This window comes from uncultured Paraglaciecola sp., from assembly GCF_913020055.1.
Taxonomy (GTDB): Bacteria; Pseudomonadota; Gammaproteobacteria; order Enterobacterales; family Alteromonadaceae; genus Paraglaciecola.
Genome location: NZ_CAJWCF010000004.1, coordinates 24,211 through 47,291, shown reverse-complemented (window position 1 = coordinate 47,291; position 23,081 = coordinate 24,211). Strand labels below are relative to the sequence as shown.

Annotated in this window: 26 protein-coding genes and 1 riboswitch; of the genes, 13 read left to right on the top strand and 13 right to left on the bottom strand. The window is 39.5% G+C overall.

Annotated features, from left to right (window positions below; translation table 11 throughout):
• Positions 1-124: 124 nt before the first annotated feature.
• From QZ488_RS01750 to QZ488_RS01740, 3 genes are read right to left on the bottom strand one after another with little or no spacing between them, the layout of a single operon-like run.
• Positions 125-889, bottom strand: a complete 765-nt coding sequence (locus QZ488_RS01750; RefSeq protein WP_293745911.1) for an SDR family oxidoreductase — start codon at positions 887-889, stop codon at positions 125-127.
• Positions 890-931: 42 nt separating this feature from the next.
• On the bottom strand, positions 932-1,936 hold the full coding sequence (locus tag QZ488_RS01745; RefSeq protein ID WP_293745910.1) for an NADP-dependent oxidoreductase: 1,005 nt from the start codon (positions 1,934-1,936) through the stop codon (positions 932-934).
• 45 nt (positions 1,937-1,981) lie between these two features.
• A complete protein-coding gene (locus tag QZ488_RS01740; RefSeq protein ID WP_293745909.1) occupies positions 1,982-3,787 on the bottom strand; it encodes an acyl-CoA dehydrogenase in 1,806 nt (601 codons plus the stop codon).
• Between the two features lie 171 nt (positions 3,788-3,958).
• On the opposite strand from QZ488_RS01740, the gene QZ488_RS01735 reads away from it, so the two are divergent.
• Both QZ488_RS01735 and QZ488_RS01730 read left to right on the top strand, forming a co-directional pair.
• Positions 3,959-4,933: a helix-turn-helix domain-containing protein gene (locus QZ488_RS01735; RefSeq protein WP_293745908.1), complete on the top strand. Its 975-nt coding sequence runs from the start codon at positions 3,959-3,961 to the stop codon at positions 4,931-4,933.
• A gap of 314 nt (positions 4,934-5,247) precedes the next feature.
• On the top strand, positions 5,248-5,556 hold the full coding sequence (locus QZ488_RS01730; RefSeq protein ID WP_293745907.1) for an isoamylase early set domain-containing protein: 309 nt from the start codon (positions 5,248-5,250) through the stop codon (positions 5,554-5,556).
• Positions 5,557-5,647: 91 nt separating this feature from the next.
• Here the strand turns inward: QZ488_RS01730 and QZ488_RS01725 are convergent, their stop codons facing one another.
• Positions 5,648-6,574 (bottom strand): FAD-binding protein, encoded by a 927-nt coding sequence (locus QZ488_RS01725; RefSeq protein ID WP_293745906.1) that lies wholly within the window; start codon positions 6,572-6,574, stop codon positions 5,648-5,650.
• Complete coding sequence (locus QZ488_RS01720) at positions 6,574-7,323, bottom strand: electron transfer flavoprotein subunit beta/FixA family protein (RefSeq protein WP_293745905.1); 750 nt, start codon at positions 7,321-7,323, stop codon at positions 6,574-6,576. The genes QZ488_RS01725 and QZ488_RS01720 overlap by 1 nt, the downstream gene beginning before the upstream one ends.
• Before the next feature lie 456 nt (positions 7,324-7,779).
• Here QZ488_RS01720 and QZ488_RS01715 point away from each other — a divergent pair, with 456 nt between their 5' ends.
• From QZ488_RS01715 to fur, 5 genes are all read left to right on the top strand, one after another.
• A complete protein-coding gene (locus tag QZ488_RS01715) occupies positions 7,780-9,417 on the top strand; it encodes an electron transfer flavoprotein-ubiquinone oxidoreductase (RefSeq protein WP_293745946.1) in 1,638 nt (545 codons plus the stop codon).
• A 70-nt stretch (positions 9,418-9,487) separates the two neighbouring features.
• Positions 9,488-10,261 (top strand): alpha/beta fold hydrolase, encoded by a 774-nt coding sequence (locus tag QZ488_RS01710; protein ID WP_293745904.1) that lies wholly within the window; start codon positions 9,488-9,490, stop codon positions 10,259-10,261.
• Between the two features lie 83 nt (positions 10,262-10,344).
• Positions 10,345-10,554, top strand: coding sequence for a DUF2788 domain-containing protein (locus tag QZ488_RS01705; protein ID WP_293745903.1), 210 nt, complete (start codon positions 10,345-10,347; stop codon positions 10,552-10,554).
• A gap of 68 nt (positions 10,555-10,622) precedes the next feature.
• Positions 10,623-11,147 (top strand): flavodoxin FldA, encoded by a 525-nt coding sequence (fldA, locus tag QZ488_RS01700; protein ID WP_293745902.1) that lies wholly within the window; start codon positions 10,623-10,625, stop codon positions 11,145-11,147.
• Positions 11,148-11,256: 109 nt separating this feature from the next.
• The gene (gene fur / locus QZ488_RS01695) at positions 11,257-11,676 is read left to right on the top strand and encodes a ferric iron uptake transcriptional regulator (protein ID WP_293745901.1); all 420 of its coding nucleotides are present in this window, start codon (positions 11,257-11,259) and stop codon (positions 11,674-11,676) included.
• Positions 11,677-11,725: 49 nt separating this feature from the next.
• On the opposite strand, the gene QZ488_RS01690 is transcribed toward fur, so the two are convergent.
• The gene (locus QZ488_RS01690; RefSeq protein WP_293745900.1) at positions 11,726-12,364 is read right to left on the bottom strand and encodes a lysoplasmalogenase; all 639 of its coding nucleotides are present in this window, start codon (positions 12,362-12,364) and stop codon (positions 11,726-11,728) included.
• Positions 12,365-12,613: 249 nt separating this feature from the next.
• Here QZ488_RS01690 and QZ488_RS01685 point away from each other — a divergent pair, with 249 nt between their 5' ends.
• From QZ488_RS01685 to QZ488_RS01670, 4 genes are all read left to right on the top strand, one after another.
• Positions 12,614-13,285 (top strand): nitroreductase, encoded by a 672-nt coding sequence (locus QZ488_RS01685; protein WP_293745899.1) that lies wholly within the window; start codon positions 12,614-12,616, stop codon positions 13,283-13,285.
• 535 nt (positions 13,286-13,820) lie between these two features.
• Positions 13,821-14,201: a GntR family transcriptional regulator gene (locus QZ488_RS01680; RefSeq protein ID WP_293745898.1), complete on the top strand. Its 381-nt coding sequence runs from the start codon at positions 13,821-13,823 to the stop codon at positions 14,199-14,201.
• 10 nt (positions 14,202-14,211) lie between these two features.
• On the top strand, positions 14,212-15,072 hold the full coding sequence (locus QZ488_RS01675) for a hypothetical protein (protein ID WP_293745897.1): 861 nt from the start codon (positions 14,212-14,214) through the stop codon (positions 15,070-15,072).
• A gap of 226 nt (positions 15,073-15,298) precedes the next feature.
• Positions 15,299-16,138 carry a hypothetical protein gene (locus tag QZ488_RS01670; RefSeq protein WP_293745896.1) on the top strand — a complete coding sequence of 280 codons (840 nt, stop codon included), beginning with the start codon at positions 15,299-15,301 and terminating at the stop codon, positions 16,136-16,138.
• A gap of 243 nt (positions 16,139-16,381) precedes the next feature.
• Here QZ488_RS01670 and QZ488_RS01665 read toward each other — a convergent pair whose 3' ends face one another.
• From QZ488_RS01665 to moaA, 7 genes are all read right to left on the bottom strand, one after another.
• Entirely contained in the window at positions 16,382-17,284 is a 903-nt protein-coding gene (locus QZ488_RS01665; RefSeq protein ID WP_293745895.1) for a transporter substrate-binding domain-containing protein, read from the bottom strand.
• Positions 17,285-17,616: 332 nt separating this feature from the next.
• Positions 17,617-18,078 carry a molybdopterin synthase catalytic subunit MoaE gene (gene moaE, locus QZ488_RS01660; protein ID WP_293745894.1) on the bottom strand — a complete coding sequence of 154 codons (462 nt, stop codon included), beginning with the start codon at positions 18,076-18,078 and terminating at the stop codon, positions 17,617-17,619.
• An 8-nt stretch (positions 18,079-18,086) separates the two neighbouring features.
• On the bottom strand, positions 18,087-18,347 hold the full coding sequence (gene moaD, locus QZ488_RS01655) for a molybdopterin converting factor subunit 1 (RefSeq protein ID WP_293745893.1): 261 nt from the start codon (positions 18,345-18,347) through the stop codon (positions 18,087-18,089).
• Entirely contained in the window at positions 18,341-18,826 is a 486-nt protein-coding gene (gene moaC, locus QZ488_RS01650; protein WP_293745892.1) for a cyclic pyranopterin monophosphate synthase MoaC, read from the bottom strand. The genes moaD and moaC overlap by 7 nt, the downstream gene beginning before the upstream one ends.
• Positions 18,827-18,834: 8 nt before the next feature.
• The gene (gene moaB, locus QZ488_RS01645) at positions 18,835-19,377 is read right to left on the bottom strand and encodes a molybdenum cofactor biosynthesis protein B (RefSeq protein ID WP_293745891.1); all 543 of its coding nucleotides are present in this window, start codon (positions 19,375-19,377) and stop codon (positions 18,835-18,837) included.
• A gap of 1 nt (position 19,378) precedes the next feature.
• Positions 19,379-19,984: a molybdenum cofactor guanylyltransferase gene (locus QZ488_RS01640; protein WP_293745890.1), complete on the bottom strand. Its 606-nt coding sequence runs from the start codon at positions 19,982-19,984 to the stop codon at positions 19,379-19,381.
• A gap of 45 nt (positions 19,985-20,029) precedes the next feature.
• Positions 20,030-20,998 carry a GTP 3',8-cyclase MoaA gene (moaA, locus tag QZ488_RS01635; RefSeq protein WP_293745889.1) on the bottom strand — a complete coding sequence of 323 codons (969 nt, stop codon included), beginning with the start codon at positions 20,996-20,998 and terminating at the stop codon, positions 20,030-20,032.
• A riboswitch (molybdenum cofactor riboswitch) is annotated at positions 20,992-21,160 on the bottom strand. It overlaps the preceding gene by 7 nt.
• Before the next feature lie 215 nt (positions 21,161-21,375).
• Here moaA and QZ488_RS01630 point away from each other — a divergent pair.
• Together QZ488_RS01630 and QZ488_RS01625 are read left to right on the top strand one after the other, a co-directional pair.
• On the top strand, positions 21,376-22,251 hold the full coding sequence (locus QZ488_RS01630; protein ID WP_293745945.1) for a P-loop NTPase fold protein: 876 nt from the start codon (positions 21,376-21,378) through the stop codon (positions 22,249-22,251).
• On the top strand, positions 22,244-23,080 hold the full coding sequence (locus QZ488_RS01625) for an HAD-IIB family hydrolase (RefSeq protein ID WP_293745888.1): 837 nt from the start codon (positions 22,244-22,246) through the stop codon (positions 23,078-23,080). The genes QZ488_RS01630 and QZ488_RS01625 overlap by 8 nt, the downstream gene beginning before the upstream one ends.
• Position 23,081: the final 1 nt, after the last annotated feature.

The following is a 23,081-nucleotide window of genomic DNA, read 5'->3' as shown; positions in this document are numbered from 1 at the left end:
AAAGATTCCTCATTATGAACTTCTATTCAATTTTATCTTTAGTGCCAGTAATCATGGGGATAAGCAAAAATAAAAACGACAACTTAGTAGTTGCCGTTCAAACAAATAATTTCACGGGTAAAATTTAACTTAAAAACCCACCATCAACCACTACAGTAGTACCTGTAGTGTAACTTGAAGCATCGGAAACGAGATACAAAACAGTGCCGGCCATTTCATCTGGCTGAGCCGTTCTTCCTAAAGGTATTTGCCTTAACGCTGTTTTAAGAATTTTGTCGTTTCCGGTAAGTGCTGAGGCAAATTTTGTCTCAGTTAAACCCGGCAACAAAGCGTTAACTCTAATGTTAAACCCACCACACTCCTTGGCAAACGACTTGGTCATACTGATGACTGCAGCTTTAGTAATAGAATAAATACCTTGTCCCATACCTGGTGATATACCGTTTACCGATGCGGTATTAAGAATTACACCACCACCCTGCTCCTTCATCATTTTGCCGGCTGTAGTCGACATAAAGAAATATCCACGAATATTCACATCAACAGTTTTGTCATAGGCAGCTAAGTCTGTGTCTAGGATATTGCCAAAATAAGGATTAGCTGCGGCATTATTAACTAAAATATCTAAACGCCCATATTTTTCGTTGACCTGTTCAAAAATATTTTGAATCTGCGCCATTTCACCCACATGACAGGCCATAGCTACTGCATCTCCACCATCGTCACGAATGCTTTGTGCAACAGCTTCACAACCATCAATCTTGCGACTAGAAACGATTACTCGTGCACCATAAGCAGCCAGTAGTCTTGCGATAGATTCACCAATACCTCGGCTTGCCCCAGTAACTAACGCCACTCTACCGGTTAAATCAAAAATATCTTTTTTCATAAAATTTTTCTCACTGTGTAAATAGATCAATGCCCACTATTATTAATTTGTTTCTACTTTTAGTACCAATTTACCCATGTTTTCACCGTTGAATAACATTAGTAATGTCTCTGGGAAGTGTTCAATGCCCTTAACCACATGTTCTTTTGCTATTAATTTTCCTTCGGCTATCCAACCGGCCATTTCAGCGGCAGCTTTAGAATAATTAGCGACATTATCAAACACTACTATGCCTTCCATTCTGGCGCGATTTACCAGTAAAGTCAGGTAATTGGATGGACCTTTTACTGGGGTTGTATTGTTGTATTGACTGATAGCACCACAAATTACTATGCGTGCTTTCATGCGGATTTGAGTTAATACATCGTCAAGTATCTCACCACCAACATTGTCAAAATATACGTCGATTCCTTTTGGACATGCAGCTCGTAACGCCTTTTTTACGTTTTCATTTCTATAATCAACAGCCGCATCAAAACCTAATTCATTTACTAGGTAGGCACATTTATCAGCTCCGCCAGCAATACCCACGACTCGGCACCCCTTTATTTTGGCGATTTGTCCTACCACTGAGCCTACTGCACCTGCCGCACCAGATACCACAACGGTTTCTCCCTCTTTTGGTAAACCTGTATCCAGCAAACCAAAATAAGCAGTCATACCGGGCATTCCCAACACACCTAAGTAACGCTCTAAAGGCGCTAGACTTGGATCTATTTTATGTATGCCCTCAGTACCTACCACAGCATACTTCTGAACCCCACAGTGCCCATATACGTAATCACCTTCTACAAACTGACTACTGGTAGACTTAAGCACTTTACCCACTGTACCGGCGCGCATTACCGCACCAATTTGCACAGGTTCGATGTAAGACTTACCTTCGTTCATCCAACCACGCATGGCCGGATCTAAGGAGATATATTCCACTTCAACCAATATTTGATTGTCGCCTAATTCAGGCACTTCGTTTTCAACGAAATCCCAGTTTTCTTTTGTGGGCTTTCCTACGGGTCGAGATGCCAATAAAAACTGTTTATTTTTCATAATGATTCTCTATTAATATTTTATAACGTGGTGTTTACCAATCAATTAAAACCATTCAGCCTGCATTTCACTGCAACTGTCATCCATATCATTTATCAACGAAATATCTCTTTGCACAAGTGGTAATTCCCAGCGTACAAAATATTTGGCGGCTTGAACTTTACCTAAATAGAATGCTTTTTCTTCGCCAGTTAAGTCGGTCTTATTGAGTGCTTTTTCCGCCACATTTGCTTGTCGGATCCACATCCAGCTCATCACGATTTGACCAAATATATTCATGAAACAAGTGGCATTGGCTAACAAGGTCGGCTGCTTTTCAGACTTTAAATGTTGGCCAAGTAAAGGTAACAATGACTGCATTTGTTGCAAATAAGGCAACAAAGCTGCAATCAACTGCTGGCTTTGGGTCCCAGTGATTTTACTGAAGTCGTCTTGCATTCTTTGTTGTAATAACTTTAACCCTGAACCATTCCCCTGCCATAATTTACGAGTTAGCAAATCTAACGCTTGAATGCCATTGGTGCCTTCGTGAATTGGGTTAAGTCTATTGTCACGCCAACACTGTTCAACAGGGTATTCACGGGTATAACCTGCGCCACCTAACACTTGGATTGCTAAATCATTGGCCTTAGGTCCAAACTCTGAAGGCCAAGCTTTGACAATAGGTGTTAACAGATCTAATAGTTCAGAGGCTTGTCGTTTTTCATCATCAGACGTGAGTGTGTGCGAATCATCAACTAAACGCGCTGCATAAAAGCATAACGCCATCGCACCTTCTACATAGGCTTTTTGTGCCAAAAGCATACGTTTGACATCGCCATGTTGAATAATAGTCGCTGGATTGTCTGTAGGTTTATTATTAGGTGCAACACGGCCTTGGGTGCGTTCTTTGGCATATTCTAATGAGTATTGATATCCGCTATACCCAATCATTGCAGCACCAAAACCCACCCCTAAACGCGCTTCATTCATCATCAAGAACATGTAACGCAAGCCTTGATGTTCTTCTCCAATTAAATAACCATGACAGTCTTGGTTTTCGCCAAAACTCAACGCAGTTGAAGTTGTCCCTCTGTACCCCATCTTGTGAATAAGCCCTGCCAAAGCCACGTCATTTCGCTGTGCTGGGTTTCCATTTTCATCGAGACGAAATTTAGGCACCACAAATAATGAAATACCTTTTACACCGGCTGGGGCCCCTTGAATTTTGGCCAATACTAAATGCACGATATTGTCAGATAATTCATGATCACCAGCAGATATATAAATCTTATTACCTTTTAGTCGATAGTTACCGTCTTCATGTTTAATTGCAGTGGTATGAATATCAGCTAACGACGAACCAGCGTGAGGCTCAGTCAATGCCATTGTGCCGGTAAATTCACCAGTTAACATTTTTGGCATAAAAGCGTCTTTTAACTGCTGAGATGCAAAATTACGGATGACGTTTGCCGCTGCAATGGTTAAAAATGGGTAACCGGTACTTGAAGGATTCGCTGCCATAAAATAGCCAGCACAAGCAGTCATAATAGTTTCAGGTAATTGCATGCCACCTTCATCGAAATCAAATCGCCCTGCAATTAGGCCTGATTCAACATAAGCATCAAATGCTTCCTTAACTTCAGGGATCATCGTCACTTTTTGACCGTCAAAGGTGGGTTCATTCGCGTCACCTTTGGCATTGTGAGTGGCAAATTTTTCGGTGGCTATTTTGTTAGCAATATCCATAACAGCGTCAAAAGTTTCGCGATTATGTTCAACAAACCTTTCTCGCTCGCATAAGTTTTCTGTATCTAATAATTCATAAAGTTGAAACGCTAGTTCTTTACGTTTGACCAGTTCATTGCTCATATTTTCTAACCTTAACCAGTGATTACAGAAAAAACTGTAATTGTTCAAAATGATAGGCGTAGATTGGCAAAATTATCCCTTCGCTATAACTGTCATATATGACATATTAATGGTCATTTACGACACATATAACGAGTTGTTATTTATGACTAATCATTGCAGTTATTTCTTATGTTTAAAGTAACCATTCTTGGCTTTGATCAGGCCTATGCTAGTGCCATTACAGGAGCACTGGATCTATTTGCTTTGGCAGGAGTCACCTGGCAACGCATGCAAGGTCAGCAGCCCTCTCCTTTTTTCGAAGTACAAATTGCTTCGATTAAAAAACGTCCCGTGCGCTGTATCAATCAACTTGTTATTAATAGTCATATTGCCATTGAAGATGTTGATCATACTGACTTACTGCTTATTCCAACTATAGGCGGAGAGTTGGGTAGCGTGATTAAAAACAATCGCCCTTTGTTGGCACATATTAAAAAACACTTCGCTAATCGATCTGATATTGCCAGCAACTGCAGTGGTGCTTTTCTGTTAGCGGAAGCCGGAATATTAGATGGTAAAGAGGCGACCACTCATTGGGGCTATGCAAGTCTATTTAGATCCCGTTATCCACAAGTTAATCTTTGCGCTGAAAAAATGATCACTTCTGCACAAAATATCTACTGTTCTGGAGGTGGGATGGCATGGTTCGATTTAGCGTTGTTACTAATTGAACGTTATTGTGGACATGATGTAGCAACCACGACCGCTAAAGCACATGTGATCGATATTTATCGGGGAGAACAAGTTGCCTATGCCAATATTCTGACCAAAAAATATCATCAAGACCCCGACATATTAATTGTTCAAGAATGGTTAGAAGCGCACTACACTAAAAGAATCGCGGTAAGTGATTTACCTTTATTGGTTAACCTGACCCTAAGAACATTTAATCGTAGATTCAAAAAAGCCACTGAACAGAATCCATTGGAATATTTGCAGACCTTACGCATTGAAGCGGCAAAGAAACAGCTTGAAACTACTCATGATAGTATTGAACGAATAGTTAGTCACGTGGGTTATGATGACCTTAGTTCTTTTACGCGACTATTTAAAAAACACACTGGGCTGTCTCCCAGCCAGTATTCAAAGAAATTTAAGCGGTAGGTCTAGTGGCGACGTTACTAAGTCACGCCTTGAATAACATCTTGCATGTTTTTTGCACTAAATTAAAAGTAATGAAACCTAAATGTAATAATCAACCAGTAATCTGGTCACACAGATACTTATGTTAGTAGAGCAAGATTATAAAACCCATTATTATCAGTAAGATACTATATTTTCTTAATGTTTTTAAAGTTTCTTAAAAATCGCACCAAAAAGTAACTTCGTTGCCCAACTTTTGCGCATTTAGGTGTTTGTTAAACAGAGTTTCGATACAACAATATAATTTTATACTTAAGGTAAACAGGAGAAATACAATGGCGTTTAAAAAGCAATATTTGAAATCTAAAGCAGTGTGCAAGGTCACTTTTAAGCTGCCCAAAAACCAAGCTCACGCTGCCGGTTCGGCGCGTTTAGTGGGAGACTTTAATGAGTGGGATATGACGACATCACCGATGAAGAAACTAAAAAACGGTGATTTTACTACTACTATTAATTTAGCCAAAGATTCACAGTACCAGTTTAGATATTTGCTTGATGACAAAATATGGGAAAATGATTGGGAGGCAGATGCCTATGTCCCTTCACCCGTCTCTATTGCTGATAACTCAGTGGTGCAGGTTTAAAGATTTAAAAGCATAACAACTTTAGCGCTAAATACAAAAAAGCCATGACATAAGTGCCATGGCTTTATAAAGCTGAACCATAAAAAGTGTATTATAAAGCGGCTTCTAGCTCCGGTAATACATCAAACAAATCACCCACTAGGCCATAATCTGCAATTTGGAATATTGGCGCTTCTTCGTCTTTATTGATGGCAACGATAACTTTAGAGTCTTTCATTCCGGCTAAATGTTGGATTGCGCCAGAAATGCCCACTGCAATATATAAGTTAGGTGCAACAATTTTACCTGTTTGCCCTACTTGCATATCGTTTGGAACAAATCCCGCATCGACTGCCGCTCTTGACGCGCCCATGGCTGCACCAAGTTTGTCAGCTATACCATCAAGTAACTTGAAGTTTTCGCCATTCTGCATACCACGACCACCAGAAATAATAATATCTGCAGCGGTTAGCTCTGGTCTTTCAGACTCAGTTAATTCTGCTGAAACAAACGCTGATTTATCTAATGATTTTACTACAGAGCAAGCCTCAACTGGAGCTGAGTTGCCTTCAGCAGCAGCATCAAATGCAGCAGTTCTAACCGTAATGACTTTAATCTTGTCAGACGATTGAACAGTAGCAATTGCGTTACCCGCGTAGATAGGACGAACAAATGTATCGGCGCTTTCAACTTTAATAATGTCAGAAATTTGCGCGACATCTAATAAGGCCGCCACTCTTGGCATAAAGTTTTTGCCAGTAGTCGTTGCAGCCACCAATATATGGCTGGCTTCTTTACCCAGTTCTGCTACTAATTCAGCAATGTTTTCTGCCATTTGTTGCGCATATTCAGCATTGTCAGCCAATAACACTTTACTCACACCATCGATTTTAGCTGCTTGTTCCGCAACCGCAGCGCAACCAGACCCAGCAACTAACAAATGAATTTCTCCACCTAGTTGTGATGCTGCGTGCATGAGCTTGTGAGTCTCAGTTTTAAGCTGTTCGTTGTCATGTTCCGCGTATACTAAAATAGCCATTAGATCACCTTCGCTTCATTTCTTAATTTGTCGACCAATTCAGCGACATCTGCCACCTTAATTCCACCTGAACGTTGGGCTGGCGGCTCAACTTTTAACACTTTCACACCAGACGTTAGTTCTACACCATATTCAGCAGCAGGCTTAACTTCTAAGGGTTTACGCTTAGCTTTCATAATATTAGGTAAAGACGCATAACGTGGTTCGTTAAGTCTTAAATCAGTTGTCAAAACCGCTGGTAAAGACAGCTCGATGGTTTGTAAACCACCGTCAATTTCACGGGTGACTTTGACCTTACTAGCATCAACTAATACTTCAGAAGCGAACGTGCCTTGTGGCATACCTGTAAGTGCAGCTAGCATTTGTCCTGTCTGATTATTGTCTGAATCAATAGACTGTTTACCGAGAATGACCAAGTCAGGTGCTTCTTGCTCAACCACTTTCTGTAATAATTTGGCAATTTGCAATGAATCAAGACTCAACTCAGTATCAATTTGAATTCCGCGATCAGCTCCTAGTGCAAGCGAGGTACGAATTTGTTCTTGGCAACTCTTATTACCAATAGAAACAACTACGATTTCAGTCGCTATGCCTTTTTCTTTGAGGCGTACCGCTTCTTCTACAGCTATTTCACAAAATGGGTTGATCGACATTTTGGCGTTAGTTAAATCAACAGCGCTGTTGTCTGGTTTAACCCTGACCTTTACGTTGTAATCAATGGCGCGTTTTACCGGCACGAGTATTTTCATTTTCACCCCTACTATCAGGTATCAAGTTTAAAAAGTAAGTCAATTGGCGACTCAAATCTGGTTGGCAACAATTTACTTTGTGTTGACGTTACCGTCAACTTAGATGTCAAATTGTAGTCTGTTGTTAGTGTCAGCACTTTTAAACAGAAATATATGTCATAGTATATGTCATATATTGAGTTTTGGAATATTATTATTTCAGTCTAAAGAACAAATTAACTCATTGTTTAATATGAATAATTTGTGACTAATCGAAGTATTTATATATCCCAAAGCTAGTTACTAGTGTTATTAGTTTTTGTACAATTAAACGCTTAATCTGATGTAAAAACAGACATTCGCCGACTAAAATATGGTTATGAATAAGGTTCGCAACTATTTTTTATGTGAATAGTTAAGTACATTTTTATGAATAGTTAAATCTAAAAAGAGGACAAACAAGTGGAACGAGAATCGATGGAGTTTGATGTAGTAGTAGTCGGTGCTGGCCCTGCTGGTCTGTCAACTGCGTGCCGGTTGATGCAAATTGCTCAGGAAAAAAACCAAGAGTTAATGGTTTGTGTTGTTGAAAAAGGCTCTGAAGTTGGCGCACACATTTTGTCAGGCGCAGTCTTTGAAACTCGCGCATTGGATGAGCTATTCCCAGATTGGAAAGAAAAAGGCGCACCACTTAATACACCAGTCACTGGGGACGACATTTATTGGCTTAACAATGAAAACAAAGGCAGTAAAATCCCTAGTTTCATGACCCCAAAGACTATGCACAACCATGGTAACTACATTGTTAGTATGGGTAATGTATGCCGCTGGTTAGCTGAACAGGCTGAAGCACTTGGTGTTGAGATCTTCCCAGGTTTTGCTGCATCAGACGTTTTATACAACGAAGACGGCAGTGTCGGTGGTGTTATAACTGGCGATATGGGTCTTGATGAACAAGGCCAACCTAAAGATTCGTTTATGCCTGGTATGGAATTAAAAGCTAAATATACTGTGTTTGCAGAAGGTTGCCGTGGGCATCTAGGTAAACAGCTAATTGAAAAGTTTGAGTTAGATAAAGGTCAATCTCCGCAACATTACGGCATTGGTTTCAAAGAAATTTGGGATATTGATCCTGCCAAACATCAAGAAGGCCTAGTAGTACATACCGCAGGATGGCCAATCACAGACGCCACAGGTGGCTCTTACCTTTACCATGCAGAAAACAACCAAGTTTTAGTAGGGCTAATATTAGACCTGAACTATAGCAATACTCATCTAAGTCCATTTGATGAATTCCAACGACTGAAACATCACCCTGTTTTCAAACAGTATCTCGAAGGTGGTAAACGAGTATCTTATGGCGCAAGAGCAATCGCCAAAGGTGGTTTTAACTCTTTACCTAAAATGACCTTTCCTGGTGGTCTATTAGTGGGTTGTGATGCCGGTACCTTAAACTTTGCTAAAATCAAAGGTAATCACACAGCGATGAAATCTGGGCTACTTGCTGCAGAAACACTAATGGAAGTGTTAAGTAATGCTGATGCGGCTCCGTCACAAGAATTAGTTAGTTACACTCAGAAATTTAAAGATTCTTGGTTGTACGATGAATTATTCAGATCACGTAACTTCGGCCCTGCCCTGCATAAATTCGGCACCTTTATGGGCGGTGCTTACAACACGCTAGAACAAAACTGGTTCAAAGGTAACTTACCCTTTAATTTCAGAGATGAGGTTGCAGATCATCTGTTACTTAAGAGCTCAGACGACTGCGTTAAAATTGACTATCCTAAACCCGACGGTGTTTTAAGTTTTGACAAATTATCTTCTGTGTTTTTATCCAATACTAACCATGAAGAAGAACAACCTTGTCATTTAAAGCTAAAAGACAAGACAGTTCCTATCACGGTTAACTTGGCGAAGTATGATGAACCCGCGCAACGATACTGCCCAGCGGGTGTTTATGAAATTATTGAAACAGAACAAGGTGAAAAACAACTACAGATAAATGGACAAAACTGCGTGCACTGCAAAACATGTGACATCAAAGATCCGACTCAAAATATTACATGGGTTGTACCTGAAGGTGCCGGTGGGCCAAACTACCCTAATATGTAAGATTTGTTGAACTAATGAGGGAAACCTCATTAGTTTTTGCTTTTTTTCTTTAGGGATCGATACAGGTTATATGAACGCAGTAAACTATCAAATACACTCTGACTCAGCAGATAAACCTTGGTTAATGTTAATTCACGGCTTATTTGGAAGTTTAGATAACCTGTCTGCATTACGCAGGCAATTTACTGATTCTTATCAGGTGTTATCAATAGATCTACCTGATCATGGAAAATCCGCTGCAACTCAATCCTTTAGTTTTGAGCACTATGCAGAACTAATTCATACGCTCATCAACAGTCTAAAGATTACAAAACTCAGCGTAGTTGGACATTCTTTAGGCGGTAAAGTAGCCATGCAACTGGCTCTTAATCAAAATGAACTAATAAATCACTTGGTCGTTTTAGATATCGCACCGGTTGAATACAGCGCGCGCCACTCGAATGTATTTCGAGGATTAAACAATGTTGTTTTAGCTGATATTACCAGTCGAAAAGAAGCAGATGTTGCCTTAGCAAGATATGTAGAAGACATTTCAACGCGGCAATTTCTGTTAAAAAGCTTGTACAATGAAAACGATATTTGGAAATGGCGTTTTAATCTTGAATTACTGCAAAAAGATTACGCAAAAATATCTTCAGCTATAACGTCAGTTCATCCTTATGAAGGTCCAGTTTTGTTTTTAAAAGGTGAACACTCAGATTATTTGTTAGCCGAATATAAACCGGCGGTAGTCCAGTTATTTCCTAATAGCCAGTCAAAAATGGTAAGTCGTGCTGGCCATTGGTTACATGCTGAAAAACCAGAGATATGTGGCAAATTAATATCGGCATTTTTGATAAAATAAGCATGCTAACACTCAGGGCAATTTTCATAGTAAAGACTCTATGTTAATATGCGCCAGATTTTTAAGAGAGATGATCAAAGTACATGTTAAGTGACCATTATGAGCAAATCGAAGCAATTGGTTTAAACGTAACGATAATAGGCCTGTTTCTACTAATGGCGTATGTAGTTCACGATGTACTTAATAAAAACAACGTGCCACTTATAGGCAAACTTGTTGTGTATTTTGTTCTGTTTTTAGGTGCCGCAGGATTTATATTTAAAGGCATCATGCAATTGGTTATCGACGGCTAAGCTATTTCTAGATTTAGCGTTAATTGAAACCAGATTGAATTTTTATCTAAGTTGAGGAACAAGTAATAATGGCAAGTGTGGGGCTATTTTTCGGCAGCGACACTGGCAATACAGAACATATTGCTAAGATGATCCAGAAAGAATTAGGCAAAAACCTAATAGATGTTAAAGACATTGCCAAAAGCAGCAAAGAAGATATTGCTGAGTTTGACCTGTTACTTTTCGGTATTCCGACTTGGTATTATGGTGAAGCACAATGTGATTGGGATGACTTTTTTCCTGAACTCGAACTAATCGATTTTGAAGATAAGTTGGTGGCAATATTTGGCTGTGGTGATCAAGAAGATTACGCAGAATATTTCCTTGATGCTATGGGAATGGTAAGAGACATAGTCGAAGCTAAAGGCGCAATTTTAGTAGGCCAATGGCCAACCGACAGTTATGACTTTGAAGCATCTAAGGGAATGGCCGACGAAAACCACTTTGTAGGTTTAGGGATCGACGAAGACCGTCAACCTGAACTCACTGAGCAAAGAGTAAAAGCGTGGTGCAAACAAATACACGATGAGCTTTGTTTAGCTGAGTTAGGATAAATTATAAAAGGAGCTACGGCTCCTTTTTTACAAACTAAACAGGTAAATAGCTTTTAAATCAAACTAGGTACCCTATAATGAACTCACACATTTATATGTAAGTAAGATAATGGATCAAAATAAAGAATTGAAAAAAGCGGGCTTAAAAATCACTCTCCCTCGCTTAAAAATCCTAGAAATATTACAACTCCCTGAAAATCAACATATCAGTGCTGAAGACGTATATAAAATTCTAATTGATCATGACGAAGATATCGGTTTGGCTACAGTTTACCGGGTATTAAACCAATTTGATGATGCGGGAATTTTAAATCGCCATCACTTTGAAGGCGGTAAGTCGGTTTTTGAAATAAGTCATAAAAACCACCATGATCATCTGGTTTGTTTAAAGTGCGGTAAAGTTATTGAGTTTGAAGATGACGTTATCGAAAAACGTCAAGACGAAGTAGCCGAACGTCATAATATGAAACTGACCCATCACAGTTTATATCTTTATGGCGAGTGTAAAGTAGACTGCGACGTAGATTAATTTTCTACCTAGTATAAAAATGCCGCAATTAATGCGGCTTTTTTTTGCATTAATTTTTCCTAGCTTTGCTCTGAGGTTTAGCTGATTTAAGCAAACTAGTCACCAACATAAATTGCGCCGCATAATAGGTACTCATTATCCAATAGCTCTCAAATGGAACTGGACTAATAAACTTATTAACAGCAATCAAAGAATCCGAAATAATAAACACAACAGCTCCCAATACTGCCCAGCGTATAGGCAACGATGACTGGACAGCCAATAAACCCATTGCACTAATAACCAACAAATAGGCCATAACTGGCAACTGTAAATCACCTAGACTAGGTAGTAATAGCCACGCCATAAATACCATATAAATTAACAACCCAACACTCATTGCCCAACGAGTTGAGATACTTTGCCAGTAAGCCCTAAATATTAAGGCATAACTTAATTGGGCTAAAAGAAAAGCTGCAACACCAAAGATAAACTCATCAAATGCGAGCAATAAATCGCCACAACCGCTGAACACTAACGCCACAATTAATACGGAACGACTTGAGCTAGCTTGGGTTTTAAAAACGCTAACTCCCGTGATGGCAATGGGTATAATTTTAAGCAGCCATAAAAAATCCACCACATAAAATAGACCTAACATATACAGCAATACAAACACTAAAAATGCAATATTCATGGTTTTGGACATATTCAATCACTTATAGGATCAACAAACTAATCTGCACAGTATTGTATCTAGTTCATACGGTAAGACCAAACCCAAAATAAATATTTGCTAAGGGAATGGTGAGTTCCATTCACTACTGCTAAAAATTAATGATAATTGCCGAATAAATAAGACGTTAGCCCGATAATAAGTTTGCATGATTTTTACCTATTAGACGCTTACGTTATATTGATACTCATTAGGTATACTATTTGAACAATATAGGTTTATATGAATTTTGCAGAATTTGCCGCATCACGAAAGAGTGTTAGAGGGTTCAAAGACAAAGCAGTATCGAAAGAACTAGTAGATGCGGTTATCAACGCAGCGAAGTGGGCGCCTTCGTCTTACAACACCCAGACGTGGAAAATCCATGCTGTTACAGGTGATGTTCTAGATAAAATACGTGAAGGTAACACTAAGGAAACGCTGGCGGGTAAACCCAATGTTCGTGACTTCCCATATAAAGAAGATTATGAAGGTATACACAGACAACGTCAGATTGACGTGGCTATTCAATTATTTGAAGTGATGGGTATTACCAGAGAAGACAAAGAAAAACGTATGGAATGGATGATGAGAGGCTTTCGTCAGTTTGACGCACCCGTATCACTTGTTCTAACTTACGACAAAACCCTCGAGCCTGCAGGCATTACACAGTTTGGTTTGGGCTCATTGGCTTACGGCATTGTGCTAGCCGCTTGGGATCTAGGTTTAGGTTGTGTCATTAACGGCCAAGGAATTATGCAATCCGATGTAGTACACAAACATGCACAAATACCAGATGACGAAGCAATTATGATTTGTATTGCGATGGGTTACCCAGATGAAGACTTTGCGGCGAACGAAGTGCGTTCAACCCGCGCTGATAATAAAGACTTTGTGTCTTATCATGGGTTTTAGAGCAGCCTAGCGTGAACTAGATTGTCCCGCTGGAAATATGCCCACATCTCAAACATTAAAAAGAGCGGCTAGTTTTAATAGCCGCTCTTAGCGTGTATAACAGCCATTTTTAAATTTTAATTTATTCGCCAGTTTGCGGATTTACTCGTCTCTACCTTCCTGCTTTTCAAGTTTTTTTTAAGCGTTTAGGCCATTGCTATAGGTTGGTGCTCATTCATTCTGGCTTGTCTGGCGACTTTGCATTCTAAACCATTATCCCATGCCTTTTGGGTGGCTAGAACAGTGAAATATAAGATATCTGTGCGATAAAAGTTGAACTTTATTTAGCTACTACAGCCCTTGTATCCCATTTACAAAATGAAGAAATATCTATGTTTCTTTAGATTAAGCATTAACACCTCTTCAATTAACAATTAAAAAAACTTTAATTTCAATTACTTAAGTCATTACAAAAGAAAAGATCAACATAGTTACTTGTAAAAACATGATTTAGTTGTACCATTACATCACAGGGTACATATGGAGCAATTGAATAGTGGAAATAATAGTTAACATTGATGACCCCATTCCGTTATTTGCACAATTGGTAGCACAAATTAAACAGGCCATCGCCAGCGACAGTAAAAAACCGGGTGATCCTCTACCTTCAATTAGACAGCTAGCAAATGATCTTGAGCTGAACAGTAAAACTGTTGCGAAAGCGTATCGCCTGCTTGAACGGGATGCTGTGATCCAAACACGTGGCTATCGTGGCACCTTTGTACACCCGGATGCTAAAGCAAATTGCAGTATTGATTTGAATGCCTGGGTCAATCAGCAACTTAGTGTAAGCATCAGCTCATTTAGAAATGCTGGGGTAACGGATTCAGAAATTCGTATTGCCTTTGCCAATCTAATGAACGAACGAAACAAATAAGGAGCAGCTCATGACAATTAACCTATTATTTATCTTAGTTTTCCTCTGTCAAATCATATTGATTTCTTATGTCTATCCGCGACAACTCCTGCGCCGAATGGGCTACGTTATAAATAACTACCCACCGCAAAACTATGCAAAACTCTACACTGGGTCCTTAGATACAATACAAAAGGGCCAGGCAAAATATCGTCTGTTCAATCACATTATTTTGGCCTGTGGTTTAGGGGTGTTGCTTCTTTACGGACTCTTTGCCGGTGACTATGATCCCCAACATACCCGCTTGGAAGCCCTGCCATTGGCATTTGGTATGCTGCAATTCATACCCCTTGCATTGCTAGAAATTTCAGGTTTCAGGGAACTACGTTTAATGCGAATAAACGATACTCGTACTGCCCGTCACGCCGAGCTCAGCCCTCGCCGACTGTTTGACTTTATATCCCCGATTTTGTTTGGTTTTGCGCTAGTACTGTATGTGACTTTTATTCTGTTCGTTCTGTATGTCAATCAATGGACCTGGGTATTTGACGCAGTGGTTACCGTCTCAGCACTTAGTCTAAGCAACGGCCTGTTTGTTGCCTTGGGTGTATGGAAACTGTATGGCAGAAAACTCAATCCCTATCAGGATAGTCGGGACCGGAACAAAGAAATTAGTCTGTCACTGCATTCAATGGCCACTGTAAGTATCGTAATCAGTATTTTTTTGTTGGTCACGGTCGCCTTTCAGACTTATGCCTTAGACCAGTTCGAAATTGTCTTAAACAGTCTCTACTGGCAATTGATAGCGGTATTTGGCATAGGTGCCATGTTGCGCTCTATTAAAATTGAAGATATCAATTTCGATAATTATAAAAATGATGCCCCGGTCTAAGGAAAACCCTTATAGCTCAGTGAACAGCTTTATCCACTCAGCAGGAGTCATAATATGCATATTTTGTTGATTATCGGAATAACCGTGGTGGTGGCAGTAATAGTAATACTCGCCACACTAAAAGCGAAAAATAATGCTGGCTGAGTTTACGCAAATACAGAGTAGAAAAAACAAAATAATAGTCAGAGCCCAGAGCCTGCTAAGTCAATGATTTAAGGAGCACGACATGGATACAATCGACTTTCTTTTTGGCGTATTTTTAAGCCAAATAATTTTAGTCTCTTATTACTTCCCCAAAATACTGGTGGAGCGAACTGAAAACGCCATTGAGCAACATCCACCCAGTGAATATGCAAACTTGTATCCGGTTTCGGTGGAAACAATTAAGAAGCAAATACTTAAATATAGAAACGCTAATTTTTTGATGATGATACTTGGTATATTCATTTTCGTATTCAGCATCGCCATTGGAGCAGATGAGTTACTCGGTTGGGACAGTCAATCGGTGAGTTCCTTTTATTTTATGCTGCAAATGGCTCCTCTAATTTGGGTTGCAATTATTAGTACAAACTATGCTAAGTTACTGCGTAAACTAAACCAAGGGCCAAGCAGAAAAGCTCAGCTTAGCCCCCGTAAACTGACCGACTTTATTGGCAAAAACTATTTGTACGCACTGGCAATAGGCCATATAACGTACATCGTTCTTATCTGGTATTTAGTGCAACACCCCTTTGATGGTTTCGCCGGTTACATCAACCTGCTTGGCCTAGCCATAATAGACCTGATCCTTGCAGGCGGGATTTATTACTATGTTTACTTTCAAAAACCCGATCCTTTGCAACCTGAGCAAGTAAGAATACGCGATACCCGTCGCACCGTGTATTTGTTTGTATTGTCTGGGATGGCAGTGCTAATTAAACTATCAGTCGACCTCATCCTCTCTGCACTGGATATGCGAGACTATCAGGACATTGTCAGCTGCATTTATTTTCAACTGATTGTGGCTTCAATCGTTTATTACTACCGCCTAAGTGAGATTGATTTTGAGGTCTATAGGAAGGGTTGAATAAAATATATAAAAGCCACTTATATTTAAAAAGTAGCAAGGTCGAACTAAGCTAAACACTCAAATTATTACTGAAAAAAACACTTGGAAGTAATACCCACATTGGTTTCTATACTAAGAATATTATGGGGGCAGAATAGACTTTGTAGTTCAACTGTCTAAATTGATGGGCATTGCCAAAGAAGACAAAAAAGACAAAAAAGACAAAGAGAAACCCATGGAATGGGTGATAATAGGGTTTTTCTAATTAGGAGTTTCAGCTTCAGAATAGACTAATTTCATTAGGGAAGGCTCAAGAAAATTCTCTTTATCTAAACTTCCTTGCGTTTTTAAATATTGGAAAGCTAAATTGAATCTATATAGTATATTTTCATGTTGCTCACTTCGTTTAGAAATCCAGATACCTGCACTACTTAACACCAAAGGTTTAAAGTCTTCCTCCTTCCACTGCACCGACATTTGGTTAAAATACCATTCAAAAACCTTTCTTGACCCCCATAACAATGAAGTTCTACTTCGACTATAAATCTTTATAGCTGACTCGATTGAATTCGTTTCAATCAGTTCAACTTCACCCTTAGCGACTAAGTCCTTGAGATTTGGATATACGTCATAAATGGATTGCCATCCTCTCACCATAACTAAACTATGGCCTTTTAAGTTGGCTTCTTTAAACGGTATATCATCATTTAAGCGTTCTGTAATCAAGCCTGCAACAAAAGGGTAAGACCATTTGCTATAGTCACAACACCGCTCAAATCTACGTATATCAGCGGTCATCAAAACATCACTAGTGCCATTTTCTATATTCATATAGGCACGAGCAGTTGGGTAGAGAATCACTTCACATGTCATGCGAGCAATCGTGCAGAAGGCTTTGGCGGTTTCAACTCCCTTACCTGAAACTCCTCCTTTTTTGGTTCTTTGAGTGAAAGGTGGGAAGTGAAACGACGCTATTTCTATATTGATTTGAGGCAAATCATCTAATTCTTGTTTCAATGTTTTAGCGGATGATTGAGAGGAAACAGCAAACAATATAAATAAGCCAAATATGAATTTGCCAAAATTTAAACTATACAAAAACCGAAAACTTTTAAATCGGATCCATTGCATGTAATTACCTCCTCCTACACTTTCAATAATCACAGCGGTTTCCTAGCTTGAGTAAAGTACTTTTATCCCTTTGGCGTTGAATATTGTTACCAATAAATCCTTGAACTTCTTATATAATTAGGAATGCACGTCTTGTCATATAAAACAAAACAACTCATATTTTAAGGTTTCAGCAACACTCACATAAACTTTTAGTCTTGTTAAATGCCTATAACGAGAACATACCATGCTTTACAAACCAAGCTATTCAACTTTAGTCTTGGTTTGCAAATACTTATGCCTTTCATTGGACAGACTCAATCCAACCATAGGTGAATATTCAAGCGCCCATTCATAATTTACCAAACGCCTAGTGACAATTAGGTTTACGACCAATCTTCTGTTTTTTTTGTATCACTACTCTTAGCCTCAATCCATTTATCACCTTGTTCGGTGGTTTCTTTTTTCCAGAAAGGCGCTTGGGTTTTCAAAAAATCCATAATGAACTCATTCGCATGGTAGGCAGATTGACGGTGTTGGCTAGTGACACCCACAAATACTATTTGGTCGGAGACATTTAGTTGCCCCACTCGGTGGATAACTGACACGCTGCCTAACTGCCACTTACTCCTAGCTTGTTCGACTATTTGGGTTAATACCTTATTGGTCATAGCTGGATAATGTTCTAAAAATAAACCACTAACTGATTGTTGTAGATTTAAATCTCGCACTAATCCAACAAAGGTGACTAACGCACCATCGCTGTTACTGCTGTTTCTTAATTTTTGATATTCGTGAGCAAAATCAAAATCCTGAGTTTGAACATTGATATGGGTAAAATGGCTCATAGAGTCGTTTAACCGCCGGTTACAGGTGGGAAAAAAGCAATTTCGTCAGCATCCTTTAATGCAGTATCGTCGCTACTCATTTCTTGGTTAACTGCTACTAAGGCTTTACCAAAAGCCAAATATTCATTCCAAAGTTCGCCTTTTTCTTGCAGTACCTTACGTAACATTGCCACTGTGTTTAGCTGCTTGTCACCTTGTACTAATTCAACCTCTAAACAATCGGTTTTAATGATCTCTTTTAACTGTCCAAAAAACAACACTTTTAACATGACCAATCACCACTTTTGCCACCTTGTTTACTTAACACTTTTATGTCGCTAATTTGCATGTGGGGATCTACAGCCTTACACATATCAAATAAAGTTAACGCGGCGACACTGACTGCGGTAAGTGCTTCCATCTCAACCCCGGTTTGCCCAGCCAATTTACATAAAGCTTGAATTCGCACTTTATTTTCAGAGTCCATAGTTTGAAAGTCTATCTGAACTTTAGATAACATTAATGGATGACATAAAGGGATAAGATCACTGCACTTTTTTGCTCCTTGAATACCTGCAATTCGTGCAATAGACAACACGTCCCCCTTGGCATGTGTATTGTCTTTTAACATACTAAATGCTTTTGCTGACATGCTTATATATCCTTCTGCCACCGCTTGCCTTTGGGTGACCTGCTTATCTGTCACATCTACCATGTTGGCTTTTCCGTGCTCATTTACATGGGTTAACACTGCACTATTTTCTTGCATATCTGGACTCATCCTCTACTTGAACAATTAACATCATTGTTTTTTAAATGCACCACAAAATTACATGGTCGATGGGTTGAGTCCAATTGCTGTTGTAAAATTCCTGTCCAAGCGGTTTTACAGGCTCCGGTCGAACCCGGCATACAAAAAATGGCTGTACCATTGGCCATGCCACCTAACGCTCTAGATTGCACGGTTGACGTACCAATTTCTATATAAGACACGTGTCTGAATAACTCACCAAACCCTTCTATTTCTTTTTCAAACAAAGGCAACATCGCCTCTGGTGTGGTGTCTCTTGCTGTAAATCCAGTGCCACCTGTGATCAATACTACTTGAACATCGTCAGCAGCTATCCAATTAGATACCACAGCCCTAATCTGAAACTTGTCATCGATAACTATCTTTTTCTCAATAACTTGGTGCCCATCGGTGGTTGCCGCTTCACACAAATACTGTCCAGATGTATCATTTTCCTTACTGCGCGTATCCGACACAGTTAACACTGCAATATTAAGAGATTGTTTTGTTGTTGAATCACTGGCTTTCATTTTATGCCCTAGTAAATGGTTGCTCGGCGCAGCGCTGGTGCCACTGCAAAGGCGTATTAATATTATTTAATTGTGAATTTTTTAAAGCGTGTATTTGAATTCCTTGTAACGAATTCAACATTTGTTTTATCGAGTATTGAGGTTTTTTAGGCTGTAACCCTGCCCCATTAGGCTTAGGCGTGAGTAAATCCGACAGATATTTTGCCACATCAATTGATAACGGAAGGTACAAGGGTAAAAAACAGTTTTCAAAGCAGCATAAACGCTGGCTTTCTCTACCCCTTTTGAGTAAATAAATATAGTCCTCATGACATATATCAGGCATATCAACGGCTACCACTAACAACTCATTAATATGGCTTTGCTGAGATTCAATATGGGTTAATGCCCCATGTATACCCGACAAAGGGCCGCAATTTGGAATAACATCCATGATGCCTTCGTCATGCTGCGAGCCACTGATAAGCACATTGTCATCACAGACTAAGGCTAGTTTTTTTTGGCTATATTCAAGCAATGACTGCTGGCTGCCAGGCAGGGTTAATAAACTTTTGTCTAACCCCATTCGGCTTGATTTTCCGCCTGCTAAAATTAATCCAGCTAACATTTCACTAGCTCATTAATATTCGCCACTCTTCTCATCACCCTGCCCTTAGCCGCCTAACATGGCTAAATGTTTGGTGCCGCCAGTAAAGCCATCTTGTAACCAATGTGTTGCTTCCTTGTCTCCTAATAACGTTTTTAGTGTGGTTTGTAATTCGTTGCTATCAGCTGATTGTAAAGTAGGTCGAATATCCAAACCTTGATCGGCGAACAAACATAAATGCAATTTTCCTGTTGCCGAAATCCTTAAACGGTTACAGGTTGCACAAAAGTCTTTGCCGTAGGGCATGATCAGGCCAATTTTACCTTTATAATCTGCATGGAAAAACTCTTGTGCCGGTCCCGCAGCTTTGTCTCGAATAAGCTGGCCCCAACCGTTGTCAATCAACTGTTGTCTAATCGGGGTGCCGGAAACATGGTTTTCCTCAAAAAACGTTTTATTGTCGCCAGTTTGCATTAACTCAATCAATCTTAACGTGACAGGCGTAATTTTTAACCAAGCAAGGAAATTTTGGAGTTCTTGCTCGTTGTATTGTTTCATCAAAACTGCGTTGATTTTGACTTTCACACCTAAAGCTATGGCTTTATCGATACCACATAAAATAGTCTCAAGTTTATCGTGACCGGTAATGGCCGAGAACATTCTAGGGTCGAGGCTATCAATGCTGATATTCAATGAATTTAGTCCCGCATCAACCCACTTATGAATATCTGACTCCAACTTATAACCATTGCTGGTCATGGCTACGTGTTGAATACCAGTTGCAGTGGAGCAAGCCTTTATGATCTCGGGTAAGTCTTTTCTAAGAGAAGGTTCACCACCGGTGATACGGATTTTGCTGGTGCCCAGCTCGGCAAATCCGTTAACCAGTGTTTCTATTTCGGGTAAAGCCAAAAAATTACGCTCAGTATCGCAAGCATAACCATCGGGCAAACAGTAATTGCATTTAAAATTACACACGTCCGTAATAGACAGCCGTAAGTAATGGAAACGGCGTCCAAATTTATCTTCTAACATTTTGTTTAACACCTTTCCAAAGTGAAGTGACATCAAATATGGCACTTGCGGGAGGCTGTTCGATTTCTCTTACAACCCTGGCGAATTGACAACATTGCCAAATTCACGGCTACAACACCTTGTCTTTGATTTAGGTGAGATAGCTCGGAGTTATGCACCGGTCATTTGCCTATTAGGTCAAACAACAGTTGGGTATTTGTACCATAAATTTAAAATTTTGTAATGGGGAAACTAAGTTCAACTTACTACAAACTGCTGTGTTTGGTGATGCAAACAGCACAAGATGGCACATATGTTGTAATTATCTTATTAGAAAATAACTAACAGCTTAAATTTAAAGCACTTTTAAAGTGCAAAACCAGAGGTTTTAAATGTCTATAATCAGCAGGTTTATCAACAGAAACAAGCTCTCTAATGGATTTTTTAAAATCGCTGAGGATTATTTCGTTCCTCTTGCCGATGAAATTAGGCTGCACCAATCAAGTGCAAAAAAACCTTATTTTGTAGGAATTAATGGCAGCCAAGGTTCTGGGAAGTCCACATTAACCGATTTTTTAAAAGACTACCTGACTGAGACTTATAGTTTAAATGTAGTAGTGATGTCGCTAGACGATTTTTATTTTAGTCGTATAGAGCGACAAATAATTGCAGCTGATGTACATCCCTTGTTTGTCACTCGTGGCGTGCCAGGAACACATAATATGAGTCAGGCAAAAATGGTATTGCATAATCTTAAACATCAACAACCAACCGTTATCCCAAGATTTAATAAAGCGACAGATGACCCCTACCCTATAAATGCTTGGACAAAAGTAGATAACACAGTGGATGTCGTGATTTTTGAAGGATGGTGTTGGGGTGTTGAAGCACAAACTGCAGACCAACTAAAAACACCAGTCAATACGTTCGAAGCAAATGAAGACCACAATGCCGACTGGAGAAACCATGTCAATCTGCAACTGTCTCTGCATTATTTACCCCTTTATAGCTTGATGGACCAATGGATAATGTTAAAAGCGCCGTCCTTTGGTGAGGTCTTTGCGTGGCGATTAGAACAAGAACTAAAACTTAAAGCAGCCACTGATGACAATCCCAGTATTATGAATGAGCAACAAATTCAACGTTTTATTCAACATTACCAGCGTTTAACCGAACATTCGCTGCACACTCTGCCTAATAAATGCGATCACGTTTTTAAACTTGATTCGAGTAGAGCCATCATCGCTCACAAAACAAAGGCTATTCATGCTTAAAAATGTACTAATTTTCTCGGATTTAGACGGTACGTTGCTAGACCATCACACCTATAGTTTTGCACCCGCATTACCCATGTTACAGAAACTTCGTTCAGCAAATATCCCCGTCATTCCCAATACTAGTAAGACTTTTGCAGAGCTAACCGAGTTAACACAACAAATCGGTTTAGATGGACCATTTATAGTTGAAAATGGTGCTGCTGTTTACATTCCAATTGGCTATTTTGCCTTTCAACCAAAGCATACAAAATCTGAAAAAGGTTTCTGGGTTAAAGAGTTTTCAAAATCCAGAGAGTTTTGGTTATCACTGCTTGCAAAGTTAAAGGAGCAATACAAAGGTCAGTTCAATCACTTTTCTAACATGTCTACTCAAGAAATTGTTGAGGCTACAGGGCTTTCAATAAAAGCGGCCAAGCTAGCGGCAGCACGTGAATATGGTGAACCAATTTTATGGTTAGGCAGTGCTAAAACAAAAACTAAGTTTATAACCGAAATTGAAAAACTAGGATGTTCACTTTTACAAGGGGGACGTTTTTTACATCTTTCTGGCGAATGCGATAAGGGTAAAGCATTAAATTGGCTAACACAGCAATTTCAGATTGAACGCGGTATAGAAGGTTGTATCTCGATTGCTTTAGGAGATGGTCAAAATGATGTTGCTATGCTGGAGGTAGCAGATATAGCGATCCGCATTTTGTCACCCGCTAACCTACCACCTTCTTTAACCAAACAACCCCATGTCTACACTAGCCAAAATTATGGCCCACGTGGCTGGGCAGAAAGCCTCGAACAAATCATTTTTAACGATACACAATTTAACGCTTAAA

Bases quoted from the DNA above. Each gene is read 5' to 3' on its own strand.
- QZ488_RS01685 (WP_293745899.1), top strand. From the start codon at position 12,614: ATGAATTTTGCAGAATTTGCCGCATCACGAAAGAGTGTTAGAGGGTTC.
- QZ488_RS01675 (WP_293745897.1), top strand. From the start codon at position 14,212: ATGACAATTAACCTATTATTTATCTTAGTTTTCCTCTGTCAAATCATA.
- moaB (WP_293745891.1), bottom strand. From the start codon at position 19,377: ATGAAAGCCAGTGATTCAACAACAAAACAATCTCTTAATATTGCAGTG.
- QZ488_RS01640 (WP_293745890.1), bottom strand. From the start codon at position 19,984: ATGTTAGCTGGATTAATTTTAGCAGGCGGAAAATCAAGCCGAATGGGG.
- moaD (WP_293745893.1), bottom strand. From the start codon at position 18,347: ATGTTAAAAGTGTTGTTTTTTGGACAGTTAAAAGAGATCATTAAAACC.
- moaC (WP_293745892.1), bottom strand. From the start codon at position 18,826: ATGCAAGAAAATAGTGCAGTGTTAACCCATGTAAATGAGCACGGAAAA.
- QZ488_RS01690 (WP_293745900.1), bottom strand. From the start codon at position 12,364: ATGTCCAAAACCATGAATATTGCATTTTTAGTGTTTGTATTGCTGTAT.
- QZ488_RS01625 (WP_293745888.1), top strand. From the start codon at position 22,244: ATGCTTAAAAATGTACTAATTTTCTCGGATTTAGACGGTACGTTGCTA.
- QZ488_RS01725 (WP_293745906.1), bottom strand. From the start codon at position 6,574: ATGGCTATTTTAGTATACGCGGAACATGACAACGAACAGCTTAAAACT.
- fur (WP_293745901.1), top strand. From the start codon at position 11,257: ATGGATCAAAATAAAGAATTGAAAAAAGCGGGCTTAAAAATCACTCTC.
- QZ488_RS01715 (WP_293745946.1), top strand. From the start codon at position 7,780: ATGGAGTTTGATGTAGTAGTAGTCGGTGCTGGCCCTGCTGGTCTGTCA.
- QZ488_RS01735 (WP_293745908.1), top strand. From the start codon at position 3,959: ATGTTTAAAGTAACCATTCTTGGCTTTGATCAGGCCTATGCTAGTGCC.
- moaA (WP_293745889.1), bottom strand. From the start codon at position 20,998: ATGTTAGAAGATAAATTTGGACGCCGTTTCCATTACTTACGGCTGTCT.
- QZ488_RS01750 (WP_293745911.1), bottom strand. From the start codon at position 889: ATGAAAAAAGATATTTTTGATTTAACCGGTAGAGTGGCGTTAGTTACT.
- QZ488_RS01710 (WP_293745904.1), top strand. From the start codon at position 9,488: ATGAACGCAGTAAACTATCAAATACACTCTGACTCAGCAGATAAACCT.
- fldA (WP_293745902.1), top strand. From the start codon at position 10,623: ATGGCAAGTGTGGGGCTATTTTTCGGCAGCGACACTGGCAATACAGAA.
- QZ488_RS01730 (WP_293745907.1), top strand. From the start codon at position 5,248: ATGGCGTTTAAAAAGCAATATTTGAAATCTAAAGCAGTGTGCAAGGTC.
- moaE (WP_293745894.1), bottom strand. From the start codon at position 18,078: ATGAGCCATTTTACCCATATCAATGTTCAAACTCAGGATTTTGATTTT.
- QZ488_RS01740 (WP_293745909.1), bottom strand. From the start codon at position 3,787: ATGAGCAATGAACTGGTCAAACGTAAAGAACTAGCGTTTCAACTTTAT.
- QZ488_RS01705 (WP_293745903.1), top strand. From the start codon at position 10,345: ATGTTAAGTGACCATTATGAGCAAATCGAAGCAATTGGTTTAAACGTA.
- QZ488_RS01745 (WP_293745910.1), bottom strand. From the start codon at position 1,936: ATGAAAAATAAACAGTTTTTATTGGCATCTCGACCCGTAGGAAAGCCC.
- QZ488_RS01720 (WP_293745905.1), bottom strand. From the start codon at position 7,323: ATGAAAATACTCGTGCCGGTAAAACGCGCCATTGATTACAACGTAAAG.
- QZ488_RS01670 (WP_293745896.1), top strand. From the start codon at position 15,299: ATGGATACAATCGACTTTCTTTTTGGCGTATTTTTAAGCCAAATAATT.